We start from the raw sequence: 20,265 nt of genomic DNA on the forward strand, positions 1-20,265 counted from the left end.
TGCAGATAAAAATAAAGCGACCCAAGGCCGCTTTATTCTTCTACGTTTTTACTTCTTTATATAAGCAAGCAAACGCTACTTCTATCGTGTTAATGGCTATAGCGTTCGCTAATGATAATAGTGCTCACTAATGATAATAGCGCTAAAGGTTATAGCACTAAAAGTTATAGCGCTAATGGCTCATGCTTTTTCACTAAACCAAAGTCCGCCAGTATCGCGTAGGCCGCAGGGATCATAAACAACACCAGTAAGGTCGAGGCAAATATGCCAAACACGATAGAAATAACCAGAGGCTGGATAACCTGAGCCTGTAAGCTGGTTTCCGTCAACAGCGGTAGCAAACCTGCCGCTGTCGTCATTGAGGTCAAGAATACCGCACGGAAACGCTCGCGACTGGCTTTCACTACCGAGTCGTGCACGCTATCTCCCTCATCGACATGGTGACGAATGTACTGGACTAACAAGATGGAATCATTAACCACAATCCCGGCAAGCGACACAAAGCCCATCATGCTTGGCATACTCAAAGAGTGCCCAAGTATCCAGTGCCCAACGACCACCCCAATAAAGGCCAGTGGAATGGCTAGCATCACAACCACAGGCTCTAAGTAGCTTCTGAACTGATAGCTAAGAATCGCAAACACGCCGAATAAACCAAGCAAGAAGCCTTTACCCATCGAGGCTCCTGTCTTCGCGGCATCTTTAGCCTCCCCTTCAAAATCAAAGCGTAATCCTGGGTATTTTTGAATAAGCTTAGCTGCTTCATCTTTTTGGAACTGAGCCAAAATCGCGGATGAACTCGCTTTCTTATTATCAATATCACCAAAGATACTGATGGTTCTTAAGCCATCGATGCGCTGGATTCGTACGTAGTTACGTTGAAAATCTAACGTTGCCAATGTCGCCAGCGGGATCTGGCTACCATCTGCGGTAATGATCGGGAAGTTAGCCAGCTGCTGTATGTCGCCCGCTTGTTCTTTATCAAGACGCACTTCGATCGAGATGTTCTCAACACCGATTTGAATCTCATCCGCAGTTTGCCCAAAGAAAGCCGCTCGTAATTGGGACGCAATCATCTGCCCATTCACATTGTAGGTTTCGGCTCCAGGGCGAAGTTTAACTAAGATTTCTTCTTTACCCATACGCATGTCATCAAGTACACCATGCACCCCGTCAAACTGATTGAGGTACTCCTGAATCTCCAGAGAAGCGGACTTCAATTCAGCCAGATCATCATGCTTGGCACGGATCTCGATGGCACGACCACCCGGCCCCATGGTGGGCTGCTTGAACACTAATGAAATAGGATCAGCCAAATCGCCGATATCTTCACGCCATGCATTGATGAAATCATCGATAACCGTGTTACGGCTCTCTGCACCGCGTAAGTCTAAACGCACAGTAGCTAAATGTGGCCCTGATTCATTGGCGTCTGCGTTGGCATTGAATTGGCTGGTGATATGCTCAACCAATTTATTACCATCCTCAACCTCTTCGCTCCATTGCTCATTCAAACGCTCAGCAGACGCGACAATTTTGTCTACGACTCTCTCGGTTTGAGACAATGATGCGCCCGGCGGAAGAATGATACGCGCCTCGGCAATATCACCATCAAGCTCAGGGAAAGGTTGGAACTTAACAACGCCACCAGCAATCAAGGCTACCGAAAGCAACAGCAGGGTCAGCACTCCGCCCATAAAGGCGTAGCGGAATGTCACCACTGTCTCAACCATGTTCATCAAGGTGGTATTACGAAAGTTCTCAAACTTCTCTAACAACACAACTTTGAAGCGCAGCGCTGGCTTGTCATTCTTTTCTTTGTGTAATGAATGAGACAAGTGATTAGGCAGAATCAGGAAGGCTTCAATCAAGCTCAACGAGAGCACTAATATCAATACTTGAGGAACAGCCTTAAGCACCGCGCCCATTTCCCCATCAAGAAACAGCAAGCTACCGAAAATACACACTGTAGTTAAGAAAGAAGATAAGACTCCGGGAAGCACTTTCTTAACGCCATTGTACACCGCATCATCAACGTTTTGCCCCCGATCTAAATGGGACGCTATCGATTCAGCAATCACGATGGCGTCATCCATCATGATACCAATCGCCATTAGCAAGCCAACCAATGACATGATGTTAATCGATAAACCAAGGTTAGCCATCAAGAACAAACCACCAAGGAAGGCTACCGGCAGGCCAGCAGCTACCCAGAATGAATAACGCAAACTGAAGAACAACCACATGGTGGCAAATACCAGCAAAATACCTTGCCAGCCATTGCGAACCATCATGGTAAGGCGATCCCAAAGTACCGACGAGAGATCGTTGGTCATTTGCAGTGTCACGCCATCAGGAGCAATCGCGCTTTGATCTTCAACGAATCGTGTTACGTTCTCTTTGATTCGTAACGCATCATCTTCTTTATTCTTACTGATTTTCAACAGAGCCGATGGCTTGCCATCAAACAACACCTTCTGTTCATCAAGCTCAAAGCGGTCGGTTATTTTTGCAATGTCCCTCAAACGGATCACAGAGCCATTGGGCGCAGATCCAACCACGATACTTTCAAGCTCAACAGGTGTAATTCGTCTTTCATCAAAACGAATCAAAAAATTCTTGTCTGGTGTTTCAACGTTACCGCTTGGCAGTTTTACATTCTGACGGCCAATCTGGTCTGCGATATCACCGACACTCAAACCCAGCTGGCGAATCGCTTGAGTATCCAGTTCAACGCGGTATTGATGATCAGAGAAGCCGCTAACATCGACCAGTGAAACATCATAATCAAGCTTCATGATACGCTTGAGGTCTTCAGCGTAGGCCTTAAGCTCCGGCCACGATGTTTCTGCTGTGATGGCGATATCAACAACCGGTTCATTCCAATCCAGTTCTTGAACAACAGGCGATTCAATCTCAGTTGGGAAATCATTGATCGAGTTGATTTGAGTTTGCACGTCCACCAGCATTCGGCCAATATCCGCTTTCTCATTCAACTTCAGGATTAGACGTGCGCTACCTTCGATGGCTTCACACTGAGTCTCTTCAATGTTAGCTAGGCCATCGACGGCATCTTCCATTCGTACACACAAGCTTTCTTCCACTTCTTGTGGTGATGCACCGGGATAAACGATGGCCGCCATAATATAAGGCGGATCATAAGCAGGGAAGGTTTCACGCTTGATGGTTGATAATGAGCTGATACCCATGATCAATAACCCAAGCATCAGCAAGTTTGCAGCTGTTGGGTGCCTAGAAAAGAACTTGATCATGACGCACTCTCCTGAGTATCCGATTCAAGCTTAACCTCTTCAGAGTTCGACTCTTTCAGTAACATGCCTTCGATAGCTGGCAGGACGTCATTAAGAACCAATTTATCTCCCGTTTGTAGCTCGCCACTCACAACCACTTGGTTATCTCTGCGATAAAGCACTTCAACATTCACCACTTGCAAGCGCTGATTGTTATCCATCAGGTAAACCTTGTCACCGTGCAATGCTCGCTCTGGAACCACCCAACTTAGATTCGCGACACCTTCAATCTCAGCTTTTACAAACATGCCGTTGACCAAAGGGGTCGCATTGCTTGGCTGCAGTTGTGAATAGTCTTGAGCGATCTCAAGAATAATTCCGGCTGTCGCTTGGTTTTCATCAACCGTCTCACTGATTCTTGCCACCTTCGCAGGCCAACTCAGTTTCAGGTTGCCGCTGTTAAGTTGAATCGTCGCTTTGATTGACACTTCATAAGGATTAGGGATCCCTGCTGCATCGCGAGGGAATTGATTAAAGCTCGAGGCTAAAGTTTGCATATCGTGAATAGAAAGTTGCGCTTCCACTTCCATGACATTAATTCCGTGAGCAACAAACATCTCTTGCTGAAGGTTAACCACTTGGTTTTGTTCGATATCAACTTGAGCAATTCTCATCGCTCTTGGCAAAATGATGGTGGTCTTATCGAGAGAGCGCTGCGCCTCTTTCACTTTAGATACATTGACCTTAATCACCGCTTCCGCAACACGTTTTTCATCTGGCATTAAAGCGATTTGGTTCGCGATATCTAGCACTAGCTTCTGTTGAGATAAAGCACTTTGTTGTTGCAGGTCGACATCCGATTGAGAAGTCAGCCCTTTCTTACGCAGATCTTGTTTACGTTGTAGCTCTTTGTTGCTGATCACTAAGCGATTCTTTTCGATCTTAAGAGTCTGATTCAGGTTGTCTTCTTCTTGATTCAATTTTGCTAATGAGGTTTGGCTTGATTTTAGATCCGCCTCTGCTTGTATCAGTTTCAATTCGTAATCCAATGGATCAACCTTGAGCACGACCGTTCCGGCGGGGATCACCTGACCTTTCTCAAGATCCGGATGACGATAAACGATCTGTCCTGTTACCTCGGCAATCGCTTTCCATTCGACTTTCGGCACCACTTTGCCAAAGCCAACCGCTAACGGTGCTATCAGTTGTTGCTCTAGGCTTACTGTATCAACTAAGCGAGCTCTATCACCCGCGGGCTTGGTTGGAAGATCCGGCTTCAAGTTAATCGCAACCACAAGGCCAATGACACCAACCGCAAGTGCCGGAAAGAAGAGTAGTTTTTTATTTATTTTCATTGTCTTTGGTCCTGCACGGAAGAAGGGCTAGGCGTGTTTATAAAGCCTTCTGTCATCAATTGAATGTTGTGTTCGATTAAACGGTTAAGAAATTCTTCATTAATCTCAATACCATGTATTGCTAATAGAGGGGGCGGCGCAATAAATGGAAATACCATCAAACTTATATACGACACGCGACAGAGCTTGGGATCCATCTCTTTTCTTAAGACACCTTGTGCCACCAACTTTTCAAAAATGACATCTTGGGCTGGCTTGGCCACATCGAGGAAAACCTTTTCGAGCAACTCTCTTTGCACTTCAGAGGGAGGCATATTCATCACTTGGGCAATCAAGCGAGGAAACTTGGGGACCTTGACCATCTCTTTGTAGTAAGTCCGCATTAAATCAAGAAAGTTCTCATGACTACTTTCTTCAACCAACCTTTGCATCTGTAATTGCATCGGTCGTAGGGTTTCACGTAGCATCGCCTCAAATAATCCAGCCTTACTGCCAAAGTAATAACGGATCATCGCAATGTTCACACCCGCACGATCAGCAATCAGGCGTGTCGAGACCTTGTCGTATGGCTGAACAACAAACAGATCGCGAGCATGCTCAATCAATAACTGTCGAACATCTAAGTTCTGTTGAGGTCGCCCCGCTTTTCGTGCCGTCATGGCAAAAATCCATCTCTATAATTAATCATCCGATTAATTATAGAGATAAACAGGCGTAACAGTAGAAGATTAATTACTCACTATTTAATCAAGTGATTAATTAATTGGGTAACGCTTGTAATTTTTTTGGTGAATCATTCCATCAAAAATATTTACTACAAAGTTTTAACCTACACATCAGCCAAACGATAAACTAACCCGCCAATACAAAACCGCCAATCAGTCGATTTAGCCATCCACAACATGAAAAACAGCACAAACCAAACCAAAACACTGCCAATGTACGCTGATATTGGATTTTCTTGTTTGACGCTCAGAATAAATTACGGTAAATATGGTGTTAACAGTTTATTTACGGATATTTGTGTAATGATTTTTTCTTCTTCTCTACTGCTGAAACTTCTCCTTATCGTGAACCAATCGCGCGGGTAAGTTGTGGGTCAAGAACTACACAAATATTAAAACCCGCGCTGAGCGGGTTTTTTTGTAACTGGCACTTTTAAAAGAACATCATTCTTAATAATAATTTGGATAGCAATCGATTCATTATCGATATAAGGAAGCACCCATGAACGATCAAGTAATAATTTTTGATACTACCTTACGTGACGGCGAGCAAGCATTGGCTGCAAGCCTTACGGTAAAAGAGAAGTTACAGATCGCTTATGCTCTTGAGAGACTGGGTGTAGATGTTATCGAAGCTGGCTTCCCTATCTCTTCTCCAGGTGATTTTGAGTCAGTACAAACCATCGCTAAACACATCAAAGACAGCCGTATTTGTGCACTTTCTCGTGCCGTAGCGAAAGATATCGATGCCGCTGCAGAAGCGCTTAAAGTTGCTGACCAGTTCCGTATTCATACCTTCATTTCTACATCAACGGTTCACGTACAAGACAAATTACGCCGCAGCTACGACGATGTAGTAGAGATGGCAGTAAAAGCTGTCAAACACGCTCGTAACTATACCGATGATGTTGAATTCTCTTGTGAAGATGCCGGTCGTACCCCTATCGACAACCTATGTCGTATGGTTGAAGCCGCGATTAACGCAGGCGCTAAAACCATCAATATTCCAGACACCGTTGGCTATACAGTACCGAATGAGTTTGGTGGCATTATCAAAACGCTATTCGATCGCGTACCCAACATCGACCAAGCGATCATCTCTGTTCACTGTCACGATGACTTAGGTATGTCGGTTGCAAACTCAATTGCTGCTGTGCAAGCGGGCGCTCGTCAAATTGAAGGCACAATCAATGGTATTGGCGAACGTGCAGGTAACTGTTCTTTAGAAGAAATCGCAATGATCATCAAAACTCGTCAAGAGCTTTTGGGTGTTCACACCGGCTTGGATCATAAAGAGATTCACCGTACCAGTAAGTTGGTTAGCCAGCTTTGCCACATGCCAATTCAAGACAACAAGGCAATCGTCGGTGCTAACGCATTCAGCCACTCTTCAGGTATTCACCAAGACGGCATGCTTAAGAATAAGAACACTTACGAGATCATGACGCCTGAGTCTATCGGCTTGAAGAACAAGGCATTGAACCTAACAAGCCGTAGTGGCCGAGCGGCTGTTAAGAGCCACATGGACGCAATGGGCTACAAAGACAATGAGTACAACCTAGATTCATTGTACGAAGACTTCTTGAAGCTGGCTGACCGTAAAGGCCAAGTGTTCGATTACGACCTAGAAGCATTGATGCACTTCGCAAACCTACGTGACGAAGATGACTTCTATAAACTTAACTACCTAAGCGTACAATCTGGTAGTGTTATGTCTACCACCAGTATCAAGCTGCAATGTGGCGATGAAGAGAAATGCGAAGCGGCTGTCGGTAACGGCCCTGTAGATGCTTTATACCAATGTATCTACCGCTTAACGGGTTACGAAATTGCATTGGATAAATTCGACCTGACCGCGAAAGGCGAAGGCGAAGATGGCTTAGGTCAAGCCGATATTATTGCGAACTATAAAGGCCGTAAGTACCACGGTACGGGCGTTTCAACGGATATCGTTGAAGCTTCTGGTCAAGCGCTATTGCACGTTATCAATAGCATTCAACGTGCAGACACCATCGCTGAAATGAAGCAGCAAAGAATCGCGACAGTTTAAGCACCCAATAACAGAGCCCTAGAGCCGCTGTTGTTGGCTTTAGGGACAAAATTTAAAACGAGCCAACTAGCTCAGTAACAAGAATTAAAGGATTAACATGACTGATAAATCATACAAGATTGCCGTACTACCTGGTGATGGCATTGGCCCAGAAGTAATGCAGCAAGCACATAAAGTGCTAGACGCGATTGAAAAGAAGCACGCGATTAGCTTTTCTCGCGAAGAGTATGATGTTGGTGGTATCGCAATTGATAATCACGGCTGTCCACTTCCAGAAGCGACAGTAACAGGTTGTGAAGAATCTGACGCGGTACTTTTCGGCTCGGTTGGCGGTCCTAAGTGGGAACACCTTCCACCAAACGATCAACCAGAACGTGGTGCCCTACTTCCTCTGCGTAAGCACTTCCAATTGTTCTGTAACCTACGTCCTGCACAAATCCACAAAGGTTTAGAGTCTTTCTCTCCTTTGCGTGCTGACATCTCAGGTAATGGTTTCGACATCGTTGTTGTTCGTGAACTAACAGGCGGTATCTACTTCGGCCAACCTAAAGGCCGTGAAGGCGAAGGCGCAACTGAAAAAGCGTTTGATACTGAGGTTTACCACCGTTACGAAATCGAACGTATTGCGAAGATTGCTTTTGAATCTGCTCGTCTACGTAACAAAAACGTGTACTCAATAGATAAAGCGAACGTTCTTCAGAGCTCTATCTTATGGCGTGAAGTGGTTGAAGAAATCTCGAAAGACTACCCAGATGTCACGCTAAACCACATGTACATCGACAACGCGACCATGCAGTTAATCAAAGATCCATCTCAGTTTGACGTAATGCTATGTTCAAACATCTTCGGTGACATCATCTCTGATGAGTGCGCAATGATCACGGGTTCTATGGGTATGCTTCCTTCTGCAAGCTTGAACGAAAGTAACTTCGGCCTATACGAACCTGCAGGTGGCAGCGCTCCAGATATTGCAGGCAAGAACATCGCGAACCCAGTCGCGCAAATTCTTTCTGCAGCGCTAATGCTTCGTTACAGCCTAGGCGAAGAAGCCGCAGCTCAAAATATCGAAACAGCGGTATCTAAAGCACTTTCTGCAGGCGAGCTAACCGCTGACCTTGCAGGCAAAAATCAAGCGCTGACTACCTCTGAAATGGGTGACAAGATCGCTGAGTACATCTTAGCTTCATAAGCTAGATGCTTAGATTAGAAGCAAGTACATAAGAATAATATCAAGCCAAGTCAGCTTAAATAGCATGACTTGGCTAGAAACAAACACTGGGACTGATGATCCCAAGGAAGAAAAGCTATGTCGACAAACCAGCAAGCAAAAACCTTATACGAAAAAGTTTATGACGCTCACGTTGCGGTTGCAGCGAAGGGCGAAACGCCTATTCTTTATATCGATCGCCACTTAGTCCACGAAGTAACGTCGCCACAAGCCTTTGATGGCCTGCGTGAAAAAGGTCGTAAAGTTCGCCAAGTAGGTAAAACTTTTGCGACCATGGACCACAACGTATCGACACAAACTAAAGACATCAACGCTTCTGGCGAGATGGCTCGTATCCAAATGGAAACGCTATCGAAGAACTGTGAAGAGTTTGGTGTCACGCTTTACGACTTAAACCACAAATACCAAGGTATTGTGCACGTAATGGGCCCTGAGCTAGGTATTACGCTACCGGGCATGACCATCGTATGTGGTGACTCACACACGGCTACACACGGTGCATTTGGTTCATTGGCATTCGGTATCGGTACTTCAGAAGTTGAGCACGTTCTAGCAACGCAAACACTAAAACAAGCTCGCGCTAAAACCATGAAGATTGAAGTCAAAGGTCAAGTAGCGGAAGGTATTACAGCAAAAGATATCGTACTGGCGATCATCGGCAAGACAACGGCGGCTGGCGGTACAGGCTACGTGGTTGAATTCTGTGGTGAGGCGATTACCGACCTTACAATGGAAGGTCGTATGACGGTATGTAACATGGCGATCGAGCTTGGTGCTAAAGCGGGTCTAATTGCTCCAGATGCAACAACATACGAATACATCAAAGGTCGTAAGTTCTCTCCACAAGGCGAAGACTTAGAAGCGGCAATTGAATACTGGAACACATTGAAAACCGATGCTGATGCAGAGTTCGATGCTGTTGTAACGCTAGAAGCGGCTGACATCAAACCACAAGTCACTTGGGGTACTAACCCAGGTCAGGTGATCTCAGTAGACACACCAATCCCTGCGCCAGAAAGCTTCGCAGACCCTGTTGAAAAAGCATCGGCTGAAAAAGCGCTAGCTTACATGGGACTTGAAGCGGGTAAATCTTTATCTGATTACAACGTCGATAAAGTGTTTGTTGGTTCTTGTACTAACTCTCGTATCGAAGACATGCGCGCAGCAGCAGCGGTAGCGAAAGGCCGCCAAGTAGCGGAACATGTTCAAGCATTAATCGTTCCAGGCTCTGAGCAAGTAAAAGCGCAAGCTGAAGCTGAAGGCCTAGATAAGATCTTTATCGAAGCAGGTTTTGAATGGCGCCTACCGGGTTGCTCTATGTGTCTTGCTATGAACAATGACCGTTTAGGTCCACAAGAGCGCTGTGCTTCTACATCAAACCGTAACTTTGAAGGTCGCCAAGGCCGTGATGGTCGTACGCACCTAGTTAGCCCAGCAATGGCAGCCGCAGCGGCAATCGCTGGTCACTTTGTCGATATTCGTGAACTTTAATTAGAGGATTTAACATGTCAGGTTTTCAACAACACACCGGATTAGTCGTTCCTCTAGATACGGCCAACATCGATACTGATGCGATCATTCCAAAGCAGTTTCTACAGAAAGTGAACCGTATTGGATTTGGTAAGCACTTGTTCCACGATTGGCGCTTCCTTGATGACGCAGGCCAACAGCCAAACCCTGAGTTTGTAATGAACGCCCCACGTTATAAAGGCGCTTCAATTCTCCTAGCTCGTGAAAACTTTGGTTGTGGTTCATCTCGTGAACATGCACCTTGGGCGCTTGCCGATTACGGTATTCAAGTGATGATCGCGCCAAGCTTTGCAGACATTTTTTACGGTAACTCGATCAATAACCAGATGGTTCCTGTTCGTCTTACAGAGCAGGAAGTTGATGAAATCTTCCAGTTCGTTGAAGCAAACGAAGGCGCAGAAATTACAGTTGATCTTGAAGCACTAAAAGTCGCTGCCAATGGAAAAGAATACTCGTTTGAAATTGATGAGTTCCGTCGTCACTGCTTGCTGAATGGCCTAGATAACATCGGCCTAACGCTTCAACACGCAGATAAAATTTCAGAGTTTGAAGCTAAGATTCCTAGCTTCCTGAAATAGCATCACACAGTTTTGTGTACATATAAAAGGTTGGCCTAGTGCCAACCTTTTTTATTTGGCTGAGCTTTTAGCTTAACTTAATGTGCTTATTAAGCTCAGCCCTTTATTTAGAGCAGTTCCGCTATTTAACTGAAGAGCTATGAAAGAAAATCGTAAAGCATAAGGTCTTAGTAGTCAGTCATCAGGAGAATGCCATGAAACAACTACTTTTTATTGTCAGCCTACTTTTCTCAACCTTAGCTTGGTCTGCGCCTAAATCTGATCTTTGGCCATACTGGAACCAAAGTAATGAAACCAATCAAGAACAGGTATCTCATCAAGACTGGCAGCAATTTATCGATAGCTACTTAATTAAACAAGGGCAAAACACCCTAGTTCGCTATCAAGCGGTTAGCGCTGCAGATAAGGCAAAGCTCAAGCAGTACATCAAGAGACTAGAACAGTTGAATCCACTCGACTATTCAAAAGCGGAACAGTATGCCTACTGGGTTAATTTATATAACGCCGTGACTGTCGATCTAATTCTCGATGCTTACCCAATAAAATCCATCACCAAGCTCGGCGGACTGTTTAGTTTTGGACCGTGGGGAGATGATGTAGTGAAGGTAAATGGGAAGTCGCTAACACTCAATGATATTGAACATCGAATCTTAAGACCGATTTGGCAAGATCCACGTACGCATTATGCAGTGAATTGTGCGAGTTTGGGATGCCCTAACTTGCAGCCTGAAGCTTTTACCTCTGACAACACTGCAGCCTTGTTGGAACAAGCTGCTAGTGATTTTGTAAATAGCGATAAGGGCGTGTTGATTGGAAACAACAAACTCCAACTATCATCGATTTACGAATGGTTTGCTGTGGATTTTGGTACAGAGAAACAACTCATTCAACACTTAGACCAGTATCGAACAAAGCCGGTGACGAACACTGAAAAAACCAGTTATGACTATGATTGGTCGCTTAACCAAGCAAACTAGTTTTAACGTTAAAGCTCATGAATTAAGCTAAACAAAAAAAGAGGCGAGAGGTTTTTATTAACCTCTAGCCTCTTCTCAATTCTTTGACCGTATTTCTACGATTAAAAGCTTGAGCCCGGTTGCTGTAAGAATTCAATTTCTTCGGGAGTCGAAGCTCGCCCTAACACTTGATTACGGTGTGGGTAACGACCAAAACGCTCAATGATCACCTTGTGCTTAAACTCAAAATCAAGGTTATTCTCTAGCCCTGTTTGGGAAAAAAGCAGCACCGCTTGTTCATGCATCAGCAAAGATTCACTATGCATATAAGGCATGTAGAGGAAGCTTTTCTGTTGTTGATTGAGTTGGTGATCAAAACCACCCGCTACCGCCTCTTGCGCTAAAACCAACGCCATAGGATCAGCCAAAAATGCTACAGGACTGTTTCGACCCATATTTCGAGAAAACTGATCAAGCACGATAATTTCAGCCAAGCGCCCTTCTGCATTTTGTCGCCATTCAAATAGCTCACCTTGGATAGCGGCTTTGTGCAGTTTAGCAAAACGAGACTCAATCAAAGTATCGATCTCTTCACCGCCAGTAAACCAGTCTTTTGGCGTCAGTTCATCGAACCAAAACTCTAGAACATCCTGATACGTTACCGTCATATAATTCCCTTTAATAAAAAACCGAGTCATTTAATATCATGACTCGGTCTATATTCAATTACTTAAAACCTTTTACTTTCTTTATCAGATCATAAGCGTTCTGAATTTCTTGCGATTTCTCTTTCGCAACATTCATCATCTCAGGCGGTAAGCCCTTCGCCATCAGTTTATCTGGGTGATGCTCATTCATCAGCTTGCGGTAAGCTTTCTTAACCTCTTTACCGTCGGCACTTTCACTCACACCGAGAACTTTAAACGCATCGGCCAATTGGTTTTGTTGCGAAGCCTGTTGCCAACCCGATGATTGCCCATGGCCTTGATGGCCACCAAAGCTTCCACCTTGCTGTTGAAAACGAAATGCTGCTTCTTGCATCTGTAAGCGGCGCTCTAGCTGTTCTGCAGAAAATCCAAGGCCTTGCGCTATCTTATGCAGAACCTGACGTTCACTCGGGTGCAAGCTTCCATCGGCAAATGCTGCGGACACTTGTAGCTCCAGAAAAAACTGCAGAAGGTCAAAACGACCACCCGATGAGATTTTCACACGCTCAAGCACATCGCTTAACGGGAAGTCACTCTCTTTGCCGTCACGGAAAGCATCTTGAGCCGCTTTACGTTGTTCGCCATGCAGGTTCATACGCTCCATCATTGTAGAAGCGAGCTGAATCTCTTCTGGTGTAACCTGCCCCTTAGCTTTAGCAACGTGTCCCATAACCGCAAAAGCAGATTTGAAAAACTCGTTTTGTCTTTCAGCTTGGCTTGGACCTCGGCCAAAACCAGAGCTATTGAAGCCCGATTGGCTTAAACGTCGAGCCTTATCAAATTGATGCCCTAAAAACAGACCAAAAACTAAACCGAGCGGCCCTCCAAATAAAAAGCCAAAAAACGCGCCCAAAATTTTGCCAAATATTTGCATTATGTGTTCTCTATCTATGAATTTTATCTGAGTAACGCTGTCTGATGATGCTGAATGCTAATATTTCCTTTATCATAAGGAAAATGCTTTATTAATTGGATTGATACTAGATCAACCCTTCATCTAGTGACACAGGATAGTTCAACTTCATGCAATCTTTTTCCCGCACCTTGTTAGCCGCGTCTATAAGTACGGCATTATACGTGTCGACAACTCAAGCTGAAACAATCACCGATAGTAGTGTGCAGGAAATGCCCTCTATAGATCAATGCTTGATCGAGCCCGCTGCAGAAAACGAGACACAGCTACCCGCTCATGTTGAGTCAGATCGCTTAGAAGCTATCAATGGTGACAAGGCAATCTATTCGGGTGACGTAAGAGTTACGCAAGGGAACAAGACCATCCTTGCTGATAATGTGACCCTACACCAACAAGAAAATATCGTTGTAGCTGAAGGCAACGTAAACTTTAGTGATGGCCAAATAAAATCCATTTCCGATAAAGCGACAAATAATCTAAATACTGATCAAATCGAATTAGAGAACACTCAATATCAGTTTCTTTGTGAACCAGGCCGAGGAGATGCCCAATATATATCTCGCACTGGCAAAGCGGTTTATACCATGGAAGACGGATCTATCACATCCTGTCCACTTGGTGATAAATCATGGAGGTTAAAAGCCTCTAGTATTGAACTAGATCAAGATGAAGAAGAAGCCACATTCTACAATCCGCGTTTTGAAATTCTAGATGTTCCTGTTTTCTATCTGCCGTATCTCACCGTTCCAGTGGGTGATAAACGTAAAACTGGCTTTTTGTACCCAACGATTTCATACGGCTCTAGTGATGGTTTCGAAACCGAAGTACCATTTTATTGGAATATAGCACCAAACTACGATCTACTTATCACAACTAAATATATGGCAGAACGTGGAACGCAACTGAATAACGAGTTCCGTCATTTAAGTGATTTTGGTGAGAGTAACTTAAAGTTTGAGTTCCTAGAAAGTGATGATAAATACCCGGAACAAGGCAGTCGTTGGGGTGGGCAGTTCAACTTTGAAGGGATCTATCAACAAGCATGGAAGTTTGACATCGACTATTCAAAGGTTAGTGATGTTAATTATTTTTCAGATGTGGATTCAAATATCGGTAATAGAGAAGACGGTCAGCTTTTACAATCAGGACAAGTTACTTACCGATCTCTAAACTGGGATGCATCCATCGCAGTTCGTGACTTCCAAGTACTTACCGATGGAGATAACCAAGCCTATCGTTTAATGCCGCAGCTAACATTTAACTATTACGCTCCTATTATATGGGACTCTGTAGAGGTGGATATGATTAGTCATATCTCTCAATTTGATACAGATGCAAAAGGAAAACCAACAGCAACACGATTGCACATAGAACCAGGGTTAAAAGTACCATTAAGTACAACTTGGGGTACATGGACAACCGAGGCTCGCCTACTTGGAACATACTATAACCAAGACCTGAGTGGTGTGGATACATCTGTAGCAGAGTATGCTGATTTAGAAGAAAGTGTTAGCAGAGTTATACCCGAATTTAGAAGTCATGCAGGTATTGTACTTGAGCGCGACACTACATTAATGAACGGGTACACACAAACTCTTGAACCACAAGTTCAATACCTTTACGTTCCCGAAGAAGAACAAAATAACATTGCTCGCTACGATACTACTCTTTTACAGACAGATTATTACGGCTTATTTAGAAGTAGGAAATACAGTGGGGTTGATTTTATAGCGGCTGCAAATCAGCTAAGCTATGGTGCGTCTTCTCGCTTCTTTGATGACGAGTACAAAGAACGTCTTAATATTTCTTTCGGTCAAATTTTTTATATCGATAAAGAAACAAAGCAATCAACTGGCAACAACGATTCAACAGAAAAATCTAATTATTCATCCTGGGCAGTTGAGGTCGATTTTAATTACGATGACTACCTTTTTTACCATGGTGGCGTTCAATACGATATCGATTCAGCAGAAATGCAACTAGCTAATAGTACAATTGAATATCGAATAGACAGTAACGGTTTTGTTCAAGCAAACTACCGCTACGTCACTAAAGAGTACATTGAAGATAATGTCGGCGAGACCATTACTAATATTGATGAGATTACACGGGAAGGTATCTCACAAGCAGGTTTAGTCACAGGTTACCAATTCACTCCGAAATGGTACGCCAGCGCCCAGTACTACCATGATATGAACGAAAACATTGCTATCGAGTGGTTAGCTAACCTGCGCTATAAAGATGATTGTTGGTACGTGGGAGTTACCTATAGCAACGAACTCCGAAGCTGGACTGGTAGCGGCTATTCAGACATTAATGCTGACCCTATCTACGAAAACAACTTTAGTGTCAATTTTGGTATTGTGGGCTTCGGTACATCGGCGGGATCGGGATCAAACGTTTCAGGCTTTGATAGCTCTGGAAACTCTTTAGAATACGGCCGCCCATTCTTCTTAAACAACTAATTTTCTTTATTGATAAACAATCAGTAAATACAAAGGATTACACATGACATTGTGGAAACACACATTAATTGCTATCGCAGCAGCTTGCACTGTTTCAACGAGCTACGCAGCACCGGTTGAGCTCGATAGCGTAAAAGTGATAGTTAACGAAGGCGTTATCTTACAAAGTGACATCGACGCTTCAATGAAGACACTGCGTGCAAACGCTAAGAAAAGCGGTCAAACGTTACCATCACAAGATGTACTGAATGAACAAGTTCTAGAAAAGCTGATCATTGATACGATTCAAACTCAAGAAGCGGAACGTATTGGGGTTCGAATTGATGATGCTCGACTGGATCAAGCGATTGAAGGCATTGCAAAAGATAACAACCAAACAGTACAACAACTTACTGCATCGGTTGCTGAAGAAGGCCTTAGTTACAATGCATTTCGCGAACAAGTAAGAAAAGAGATTGCGGCAAGTGAAGCGCGTAACGCCTTAGTGCGTCGTCGTATCAACATTCTTCCAGCTGAAGTCGATAACCTTGCGGATATCTTGGCGCAAGAGACTAACGCGACCGTTCAATACAAAATCGGACACATCCAACTTCGCTTTAATGATGACCAAACCAAAGAAGAGCTAGAAGCTCAAGCTAAAGAAGTGGTTGAGGAACTTAACTCAGGCAAAGATTTCAGCACCATGGCTTATACTTATTCAAAAGGCCCTAAAGCGCTACAAGGTGGTGACTGGGGTTGGATGCGTAAAGAAGAGATGCCTACCATTTTTGCAGACCAAATCAAAATGCAGAATAAAGGCAGCATCATCGGTCCTTTCCGAAGCGGCGTTGGTTTCCATATTCTGAAAATTGAAGATGTGAAAGGCTTGGAAACGGTAGCGGTGACGGAAGTTAATGCTCGTCATATCCTAATTAAACCGACCGTAATCTTAAGTGACGACGGTGCCAAGGAGCAACTTGAAGAAATCACGCGTCGTGTAAACGCGGGTGAAGCGAGCTTTGGTGAACTTGCGCAGCAATACAGCCAAGATCCAGGCTCTGCAGTGCAAGATGGTGAACTAGGCTACCAAACACCGGATTTGTATGTACCTGAATTTAAGCACCAAGTAGAAACGCTACCTGAAGGTAAGATCAGCGCACCATTTAAAACCGTGCATGGCTGGCACATTGTTGAAGTACTAGACCGTCGAGAAGTAGACCGTACCGATTCAGCTTTGAAAAACAAAGCTTACCAAATTCTATTTAACCGTAAGTTCAACGAAGAAGCTGGCGCTTGGCTGCAAGAAGTAAGAGCAAGTGCCTTTGTTGAAATGGTTGAGGATGACCAAGATGACAACTAAACGCCTTGTCATTACGGCAGGTGAACCAGCGGGAATTGGGCCAGATTTGACTCTCGCCTTATCCCAAGAAAGCTGGCCACATCAGCTCGTCGTTTGTGCCGATAAAACCCTACTAGCAGAGCGAGCTGAAATGTTAGGGATCGAGGTTGAGCTGTTGGATTACGATTCAACTGCGCCCAAGCAACCTCAACGCTCCGGAACACTAGTTGTGAAACACGTTCCACTTGCTGAAACTGCCGTAGCTGGCCAACTCAATGAAGCGAACGGTCATTACGTATTAAATACTTTAGAAACCGCAGCAATTGGCTGTATGAATGATGAATTTGATGCTATTGTCACCGGCCCTGTTCACAAGGGTGTAATTAACCGAGCTGGCGTTGCTTTTAGCGGCCATACCGAGTTCTTTGCAGAGAAGTCCAATACACCACTGGTGGTGATGATGTTGGCAACAGAAGGGCTGCGTGTTGCGCTAGTAACAACGCACATCCCACTAGCTTATGTATCTCAAGCAGTGACCGAAGACAGATTAGAGCAAATTATTGCAATTCTGAATAAAGATTTGGTTGAAAAATTTGCTATTGAGAAACCAACTATCTACGTGTGTGGCTTGAATCCACATGCTGGTGAAGATGGTTGCTTGGGACGTGAAGAGATAGAAACCATCACCCCGACGCTAGAAAAAATTCGCCAAAAAGATGGCATCAATTTAGTTGGCCCATTGCCAGCAGATACCATCTTTAATGAAAAATATTTGCAAGATGCAGATGCTGTTTTAGGTATGTATCACGACCAAGTACTCCCGGTATTGAAATACAAAGGGTTTGGTCGCTCAGTGAACATCACGCTTGGCTTACCGTTTATTCGCACATCAGTCGACCACGGTACCGCCTTAGACTTGGCAGGGAAAGGCCAAGCCGATACAGGGAGCTTTAGAACAGCGCTCACGCACGCCATTGAATTAGTAGAGAAAAAGCAATGAGAAATGATGTCCACTTAGGGCACAAAGCGCGTAAACGTTTTGGTCAAAACTTCCTTAACGATCCATACATTATTGATGGCATCGTATCGAGCATTAACCCACTACCAGGTCAAAACTTGGTAGAGATCGGTCCTGGTCTAGGCGCAATTACTGAGCCAGTGGGTAAGCTTGTCGATAAATTTACAGTTATCGAATTGGATAGAGACCTAGCTGAACGTCTTCGCAACCATCCCGATCTGGCTGATAAGCTAACGATCTATGAAGGCGATGCAATGAAGTTCGATTTCGAACAACTTGTTAAGCCAAACAACAAGCTACGTATTTTCGGTAACTTGCCATACAACATCTCGACACCATTGATGTTCCACCTTTTTGAGTTCCATAAAGACGTGCAAGACATGCACTTCATGCTTCAAAAAGAAGTGGTTAACCGATTAGCGGCCGGCCCAGGTACTAAAGCTTATGGTCGTCTTACGGTAATGGCTCAATACTACTGTAAAGTGACGCCTGTGCTAGAAGTGCCACCAACGGCCTTCGTTCCGCCACCGAAAGTAGATTCTGCAGTAGTACGCCTACAGCCATACGAAGTGCTACCTTACCCGGCAAAAGATCTGAAATGGCTAGATCGTGTATGTCGTGAAGGCTTTAACCAGCGTCGTAAAACGGTTCGTAACTGCTACAAGAGCCTAATCGACAAGGAAGTACTTGAAGAGTTGGGTGTTAACCCAGGCATGCGTCCTGAGAATTTAACGCTCGAGCAGTTTGTCGACATGGCAAACTGGTTGTACGACACTCACAGCGCTGACAAATAATTCTAAAAGGCTCCTACACTTCGGTGAGGAGCCTGTTTTTTATGTAATACTTTAAAGTATACCAACAACAAAAGGTGCGAATATGGATATATCTACGCCTTGTATCAAATGTCAGGTTCACTCTAAATACATAGAGGAACAATCTGAACCAACGAAGAACCGCTACGTCTTCGCCTACATCATTACCATCAAAAACCTCAGCAAAACAACGGTTCAACTCATGTCTCGCCGCTGGCTGATTACCGACTCCAACGGCAAACAACTCACCATAGAAGGTGATGGCGTAGTTGGGCAACAACCCGTGATTGAGGCCAACGACGAATACACTTACACCAGTGGTACCGTCATCGAAACTCCAGTGGGTGTTATGCAAGGTCATTATGTGATGACAGATAACAAAGGCATCGACTTCATAACTGAAGTGGATCCATTTAGACTCGCGATCCCTAATATTCTTAATTAGCCGTACATCTGTACCTACAGGAAATTATTGTGTCGAATTATATTGTCGGAGACATCCAAGGGTGCTTCGACGAACTTCAATTACTGCTTGAAACCGTCAACTTTGACAAACAACAAGATACCTTATGGGTCGCTGGTGACTTGGTCGCTCGAGGTCCTAAATCATTGGAGACACTACGCTTTATTCGTAGCCTAGGTGACGCAGCTAAGGTTGTATTAGGTAACCATGACTTGCATCTACTTGCGGTTTCCTTAGGGCTATTTCCAGCTAAAGCAAAAGATAAGACTCAACCTATTCTTGATGCGGAAGACCGTGAACAGTTGCTCGAATGGTTAAGACAACAGCCTTTAATTCAGGAGCATCCAGAGTTCGTGATGTCTCATGCTGGTATCTCACCTCAATGGGATCTAGAGCGAGCACGGATTGAAAATCTGGAAATAGCTGATTTATTAAAATCCGATCAGTGGCAATGGCTTATCGAGAATATGTATAGCAACACGCCTGACTTATGGCGTCAAAATTTAGAAGGGATTGAGCGCTATCGCTATGCGATCAACAGCCTTACTAGAATGCGATTCTGTTTTACTGATGGTCGTCTCGATATGGCCTGTAAACTTCCACCAAACGAAATTACAACTGAGCCGCTAGTGCCTTGGTTTGACCTACCACAACGTATAAAGCTGGATAAAACAGTTATTTTTGGACACTGGGCTGCGCTAGAAGGTTACTCAGGAAAAGATGTGATTGGACTTGATACCGGGTGTGTGTGGGGGGGAGACTTGACGATACTTCGCTGGGAAGACAAACAGTTTTTCACTCAAAAAGCGCTATAGAAACACGAGATACGAGATACGAGATACGAGATACGAGATACGAGATACGAGATACGAGATACGAGATACGAGATACGAGAT

The 20,265-nt window shown here is 44.4% G+C and carries 16 protein-coding genes; 11 read left to right on the plus strand and 5 right to left on the minus strand.

All coding sequences use genetic code 11. The features are described from left to right. Positions 1–164 precede the first annotated feature (164 nt). Genes NX845_RS16940 through NX845_RS16950 form a run of 3 tightly spaced genes read right to left on the minus strand, consistent with a single transcriptional unit; the run spans position 165 to position 5,265 of the window. A complete protein-coding gene (locus tag NX845_RS16940; RefSeq protein WP_108194347.1) occupies positions 165–3,272 on the minus strand; it encodes an efflux RND transporter permease subunit in 3,108 nt (1,035 codons plus the stop codon). Next, positions 3,269–4,606 carry an efflux RND transporter periplasmic adaptor subunit gene (locus NX845_RS16945; RefSeq protein WP_108091715.1) on the minus strand — a complete coding sequence of 446 codons (1,338 nt, stop codon included), beginning with the start codon at positions 4,604–4,606 and terminating at the stop codon, positions 3,269–3,271. The genes NX845_RS16940 and NX845_RS16945 overlap by 4 nt, the downstream gene beginning before the upstream one ends. Continuing rightward, entirely contained in the window at positions 4,603–5,265 is a 663-nt protein-coding gene (locus NX845_RS16950; protein ID WP_102441793.1) for a TetR/AcrR family transcriptional regulator, read from the minus strand. Before NX845_RS16950 ends, NX845_RS16945 begins: the two co-directional genes overlap by 4 nt. Positions 5,266–5,833: 568 nt before the next feature. Between NX845_RS16950 and leuA the strand changes: the two genes are divergently transcribed. The 5 genes from leuA (at position 5,834) to NX845_RS16975 (ending at position 11,694) form a co-directional block, all read left to right on the plus strand. Continuing rightward, a complete protein-coding gene (leuA, locus tag NX845_RS16955) occupies positions 5,834–7,381 on the plus strand; it encodes a 2-isopropylmalate synthase (protein WP_004735885.1) in 1,548 nt (515 codons plus the stop codon). A 97-nt stretch (positions 7,382–7,478) separates the two neighbouring features. Next, on the plus strand, positions 7,479–8,570 hold the full coding sequence (gene leuB / locus NX845_RS16960; protein ID WP_260257016.1) for a 3-isopropylmalate dehydrogenase: 1,092 nt from the start codon (positions 7,479–7,481) through the stop codon (positions 8,568–8,570). A 117-nt stretch (positions 8,571–8,687) separates the two neighbouring features. Next, positions 8,688–10,100, plus strand: a complete 1,413-nt coding sequence (gene leuC / locus NX845_RS16965; protein WP_017088769.1) for a 3-isopropylmalate dehydratase large subunit — start codon at positions 8,688–8,690, stop codon at positions 10,098–10,100. 14 nt (positions 10,101–10,114) lie between these two features. Then, positions 10,115–10,717 (plus strand): 3-isopropylmalate dehydratase small subunit, encoded by a 603-nt coding sequence (gene leuD / locus NX845_RS16970; protein WP_061025022.1) that lies wholly within the window; start codon positions 10,115–10,117, stop codon positions 10,715–10,717. 194 nt (positions 10,718–10,911) lie between these two features. Beyond that, positions 10,912–11,694: a DUF547 domain-containing protein gene (locus NX845_RS16975; protein ID WP_061025023.1), complete on the plus strand. Its 783-nt coding sequence runs from the start codon at positions 10,912–10,914 to the stop codon at positions 11,692–11,694. A 101-nt stretch (positions 11,695–11,795) separates the two neighbouring features. Here NX845_RS16975 and NX845_RS16980 read toward each other — a convergent pair whose 3' ends face one another. After that, entirely contained in the window at positions 11,796–12,341 is a 546-nt protein-coding gene (locus tag NX845_RS16980; protein ID WP_260257017.1) for a DUF924 family protein, read from the minus strand. A 58-nt stretch (positions 12,342–12,399) separates the two neighbouring features. After that, on the minus strand, positions 12,400–13,254 hold the full coding sequence (gene djlA, locus NX845_RS16985; protein WP_017077642.1) for a co-chaperone DjlA: 855 nt from the start codon (positions 13,252–13,254) through the stop codon (positions 12,400–12,402). A gap of 149 nt (positions 13,255–13,403) precedes the next feature. On the opposite strand from djlA, the gene lptD reads away from it, so the two are divergent. The 6 genes from lptD to apaH all read left to right on the plus strand — a co-directional run bounded on the left by lptD (position 13,404) and on the right by apaH (position 20,184). Next, the gene (gene lptD / locus NX845_RS16990; RefSeq protein ID WP_017096002.1) at positions 13,404–15,758 is read left to right on the plus strand and encodes an LPS assembly protein LptD; all 2,355 of its coding nucleotides are present in this window, start codon (positions 13,404–13,406) and stop codon (positions 15,756–15,758) included. Positions 15,759–15,801: 43 nt separating this feature from the next. Further along, on the plus strand, positions 15,802–17,097 hold the full coding sequence (gene surA, locus NX845_RS16995) for a peptidylprolyl isomerase SurA (protein WP_017096001.1): 1,296 nt from the start codon (positions 15,802–15,804) through the stop codon (positions 17,095–17,097). Beyond that, positions 17,087–18,076, plus strand: coding sequence for a 4-hydroxythreonine-4-phosphate dehydrogenase PdxA (pdxA, locus tag NX845_RS17000; protein ID WP_029222219.1), 990 nt, complete (start codon positions 17,087–17,089; stop codon positions 18,074–18,076). The genes surA and pdxA overlap by 11 nt, the downstream gene beginning before the upstream one ends. Beyond that, complete coding sequence (gene rsmA, locus NX845_RS17005) at positions 18,073–18,888, plus strand: 16S rRNA (adenine(1518)-N(6)/adenine(1519)-N(6))-dimethyltransferase RsmA (RefSeq protein ID WP_004735898.1); 816 nt, start codon at positions 18,073–18,075, stop codon at positions 18,886–18,888. Before pdxA ends, rsmA begins: the two co-directional genes overlap by 4 nt. 82 nt (positions 18,889–18,970) lie before the next feature. Continuing rightward, positions 18,971–19,351 (plus strand): Co2+/Mg2+ efflux protein ApaG, encoded by a 381-nt coding sequence (gene apaG, locus NX845_RS17010; RefSeq protein ID WP_004735899.1) that lies wholly within the window; start codon positions 18,971–18,973, stop codon positions 19,349–19,351. Positions 19,352–19,380: 29 nt separating this feature from the next. Further along, entirely contained in the window at positions 19,381–20,184 is an 804-nt protein-coding gene (gene apaH, locus NX845_RS17015; protein WP_065681813.1) for a bis(5'-nucleosyl)-tetraphosphatase (symmetrical) ApaH, read from the plus strand. The last annotated feature ends 81 nt before the right edge of the window (positions 20,185–20,265 follow it).

Source organism: Vibrio sp. NC2, from assembly GCF_025195005.1.
Lineage (GTDB): Bacteria > Pseudomonadota > Gammaproteobacteria > Enterobacterales > Vibrionaceae > Vibrio > Vibrio splendidus.

Excerpts from the sequence above, each read along its gene's own strand:
- NX845_RS16940 (WP_108194347.1), bottom strand. The coding sequence starts at position 3,272 with ATGATCAAGTTCTTTTCTAGGCACCCAACAGCTGCAAACTTGCTGATG.
- NX845_RS16945 (WP_108091715.1), bottom strand. The coding sequence starts at position 4,606 with ATGAAAATAAATAAAAAACTACTCTTCTTTCCGGCACTTGCGGTTGGT.
- NX845_RS16950 (WP_102441793.1), bottom strand. The coding sequence starts at position 5,265 with ATGACGGCACGAAAAGCGGGGCGACCTCAACAGAACTTAGATGTTCGA.
- leuA (WP_004735885.1), top strand. The coding sequence starts at position 5,834 with ATGAACGATCAAGTAATAATTTTTGATACTACCTTACGTGACGGCGAG.
- leuB (WP_260257016.1), top strand. The coding sequence starts at position 7,479 with ATGACTGATAAATCATACAAGATTGCCGTACTACCTGGTGATGGCATT.
- leuC (WP_017088769.1), top strand. The coding sequence starts at position 8,688 with ATGTCGACAAACCAGCAAGCAAAAACCTTATACGAAAAAGTTTATGAC.
- leuD (WP_061025022.1), top strand. The coding sequence starts at position 10,115 with ATGTCAGGTTTTCAACAACACACCGGATTAGTCGTTCCTCTAGATACG.
- NX845_RS16975 (WP_061025023.1), top strand. The coding sequence starts at position 10,912 with ATGAAACAACTACTTTTTATTGTCAGCCTACTTTTCTCAACCTTAGCT.
- NX845_RS16980 (WP_260257017.1), bottom strand. The coding sequence starts at position 12,341 with ATGACGGTAACGTATCAGGATGTTCTAGAGTTTTGGTTCGATGAACTG.
- djlA (WP_017077642.1), bottom strand. The coding sequence starts at position 13,254 with ATGCAAATATTTGGCAAAATTTTGGGCGCGTTTTTTGGCTTTTTATTT.
- lptD (WP_017096002.1), top strand. The coding sequence starts at position 13,404 with ATGCAATCTTTTTCCCGCACCTTGTTAGCCGCGTCTATAAGTACGGCA.
- surA (WP_017096001.1), top strand. The coding sequence starts at position 15,802 with ATGACATTGTGGAAACACACATTAATTGCTATCGCAGCAGCTTGCACT.
- pdxA (WP_029222219.1), top strand. The coding sequence starts at position 17,087 with ATGACAACTAAACGCCTTGTCATTACGGCAGGTGAACCAGCGGGAATT.
- rsmA (WP_004735898.1), top strand. The coding sequence starts at position 18,073 with ATGAGAAATGATGTCCACTTAGGGCACAAAGCGCGTAAACGTTTTGGT.
- apaG (WP_004735899.1), top strand. The coding sequence starts at position 18,971 with ATGGATATATCTACGCCTTGTATCAAATGTCAGGTTCACTCTAAATAC.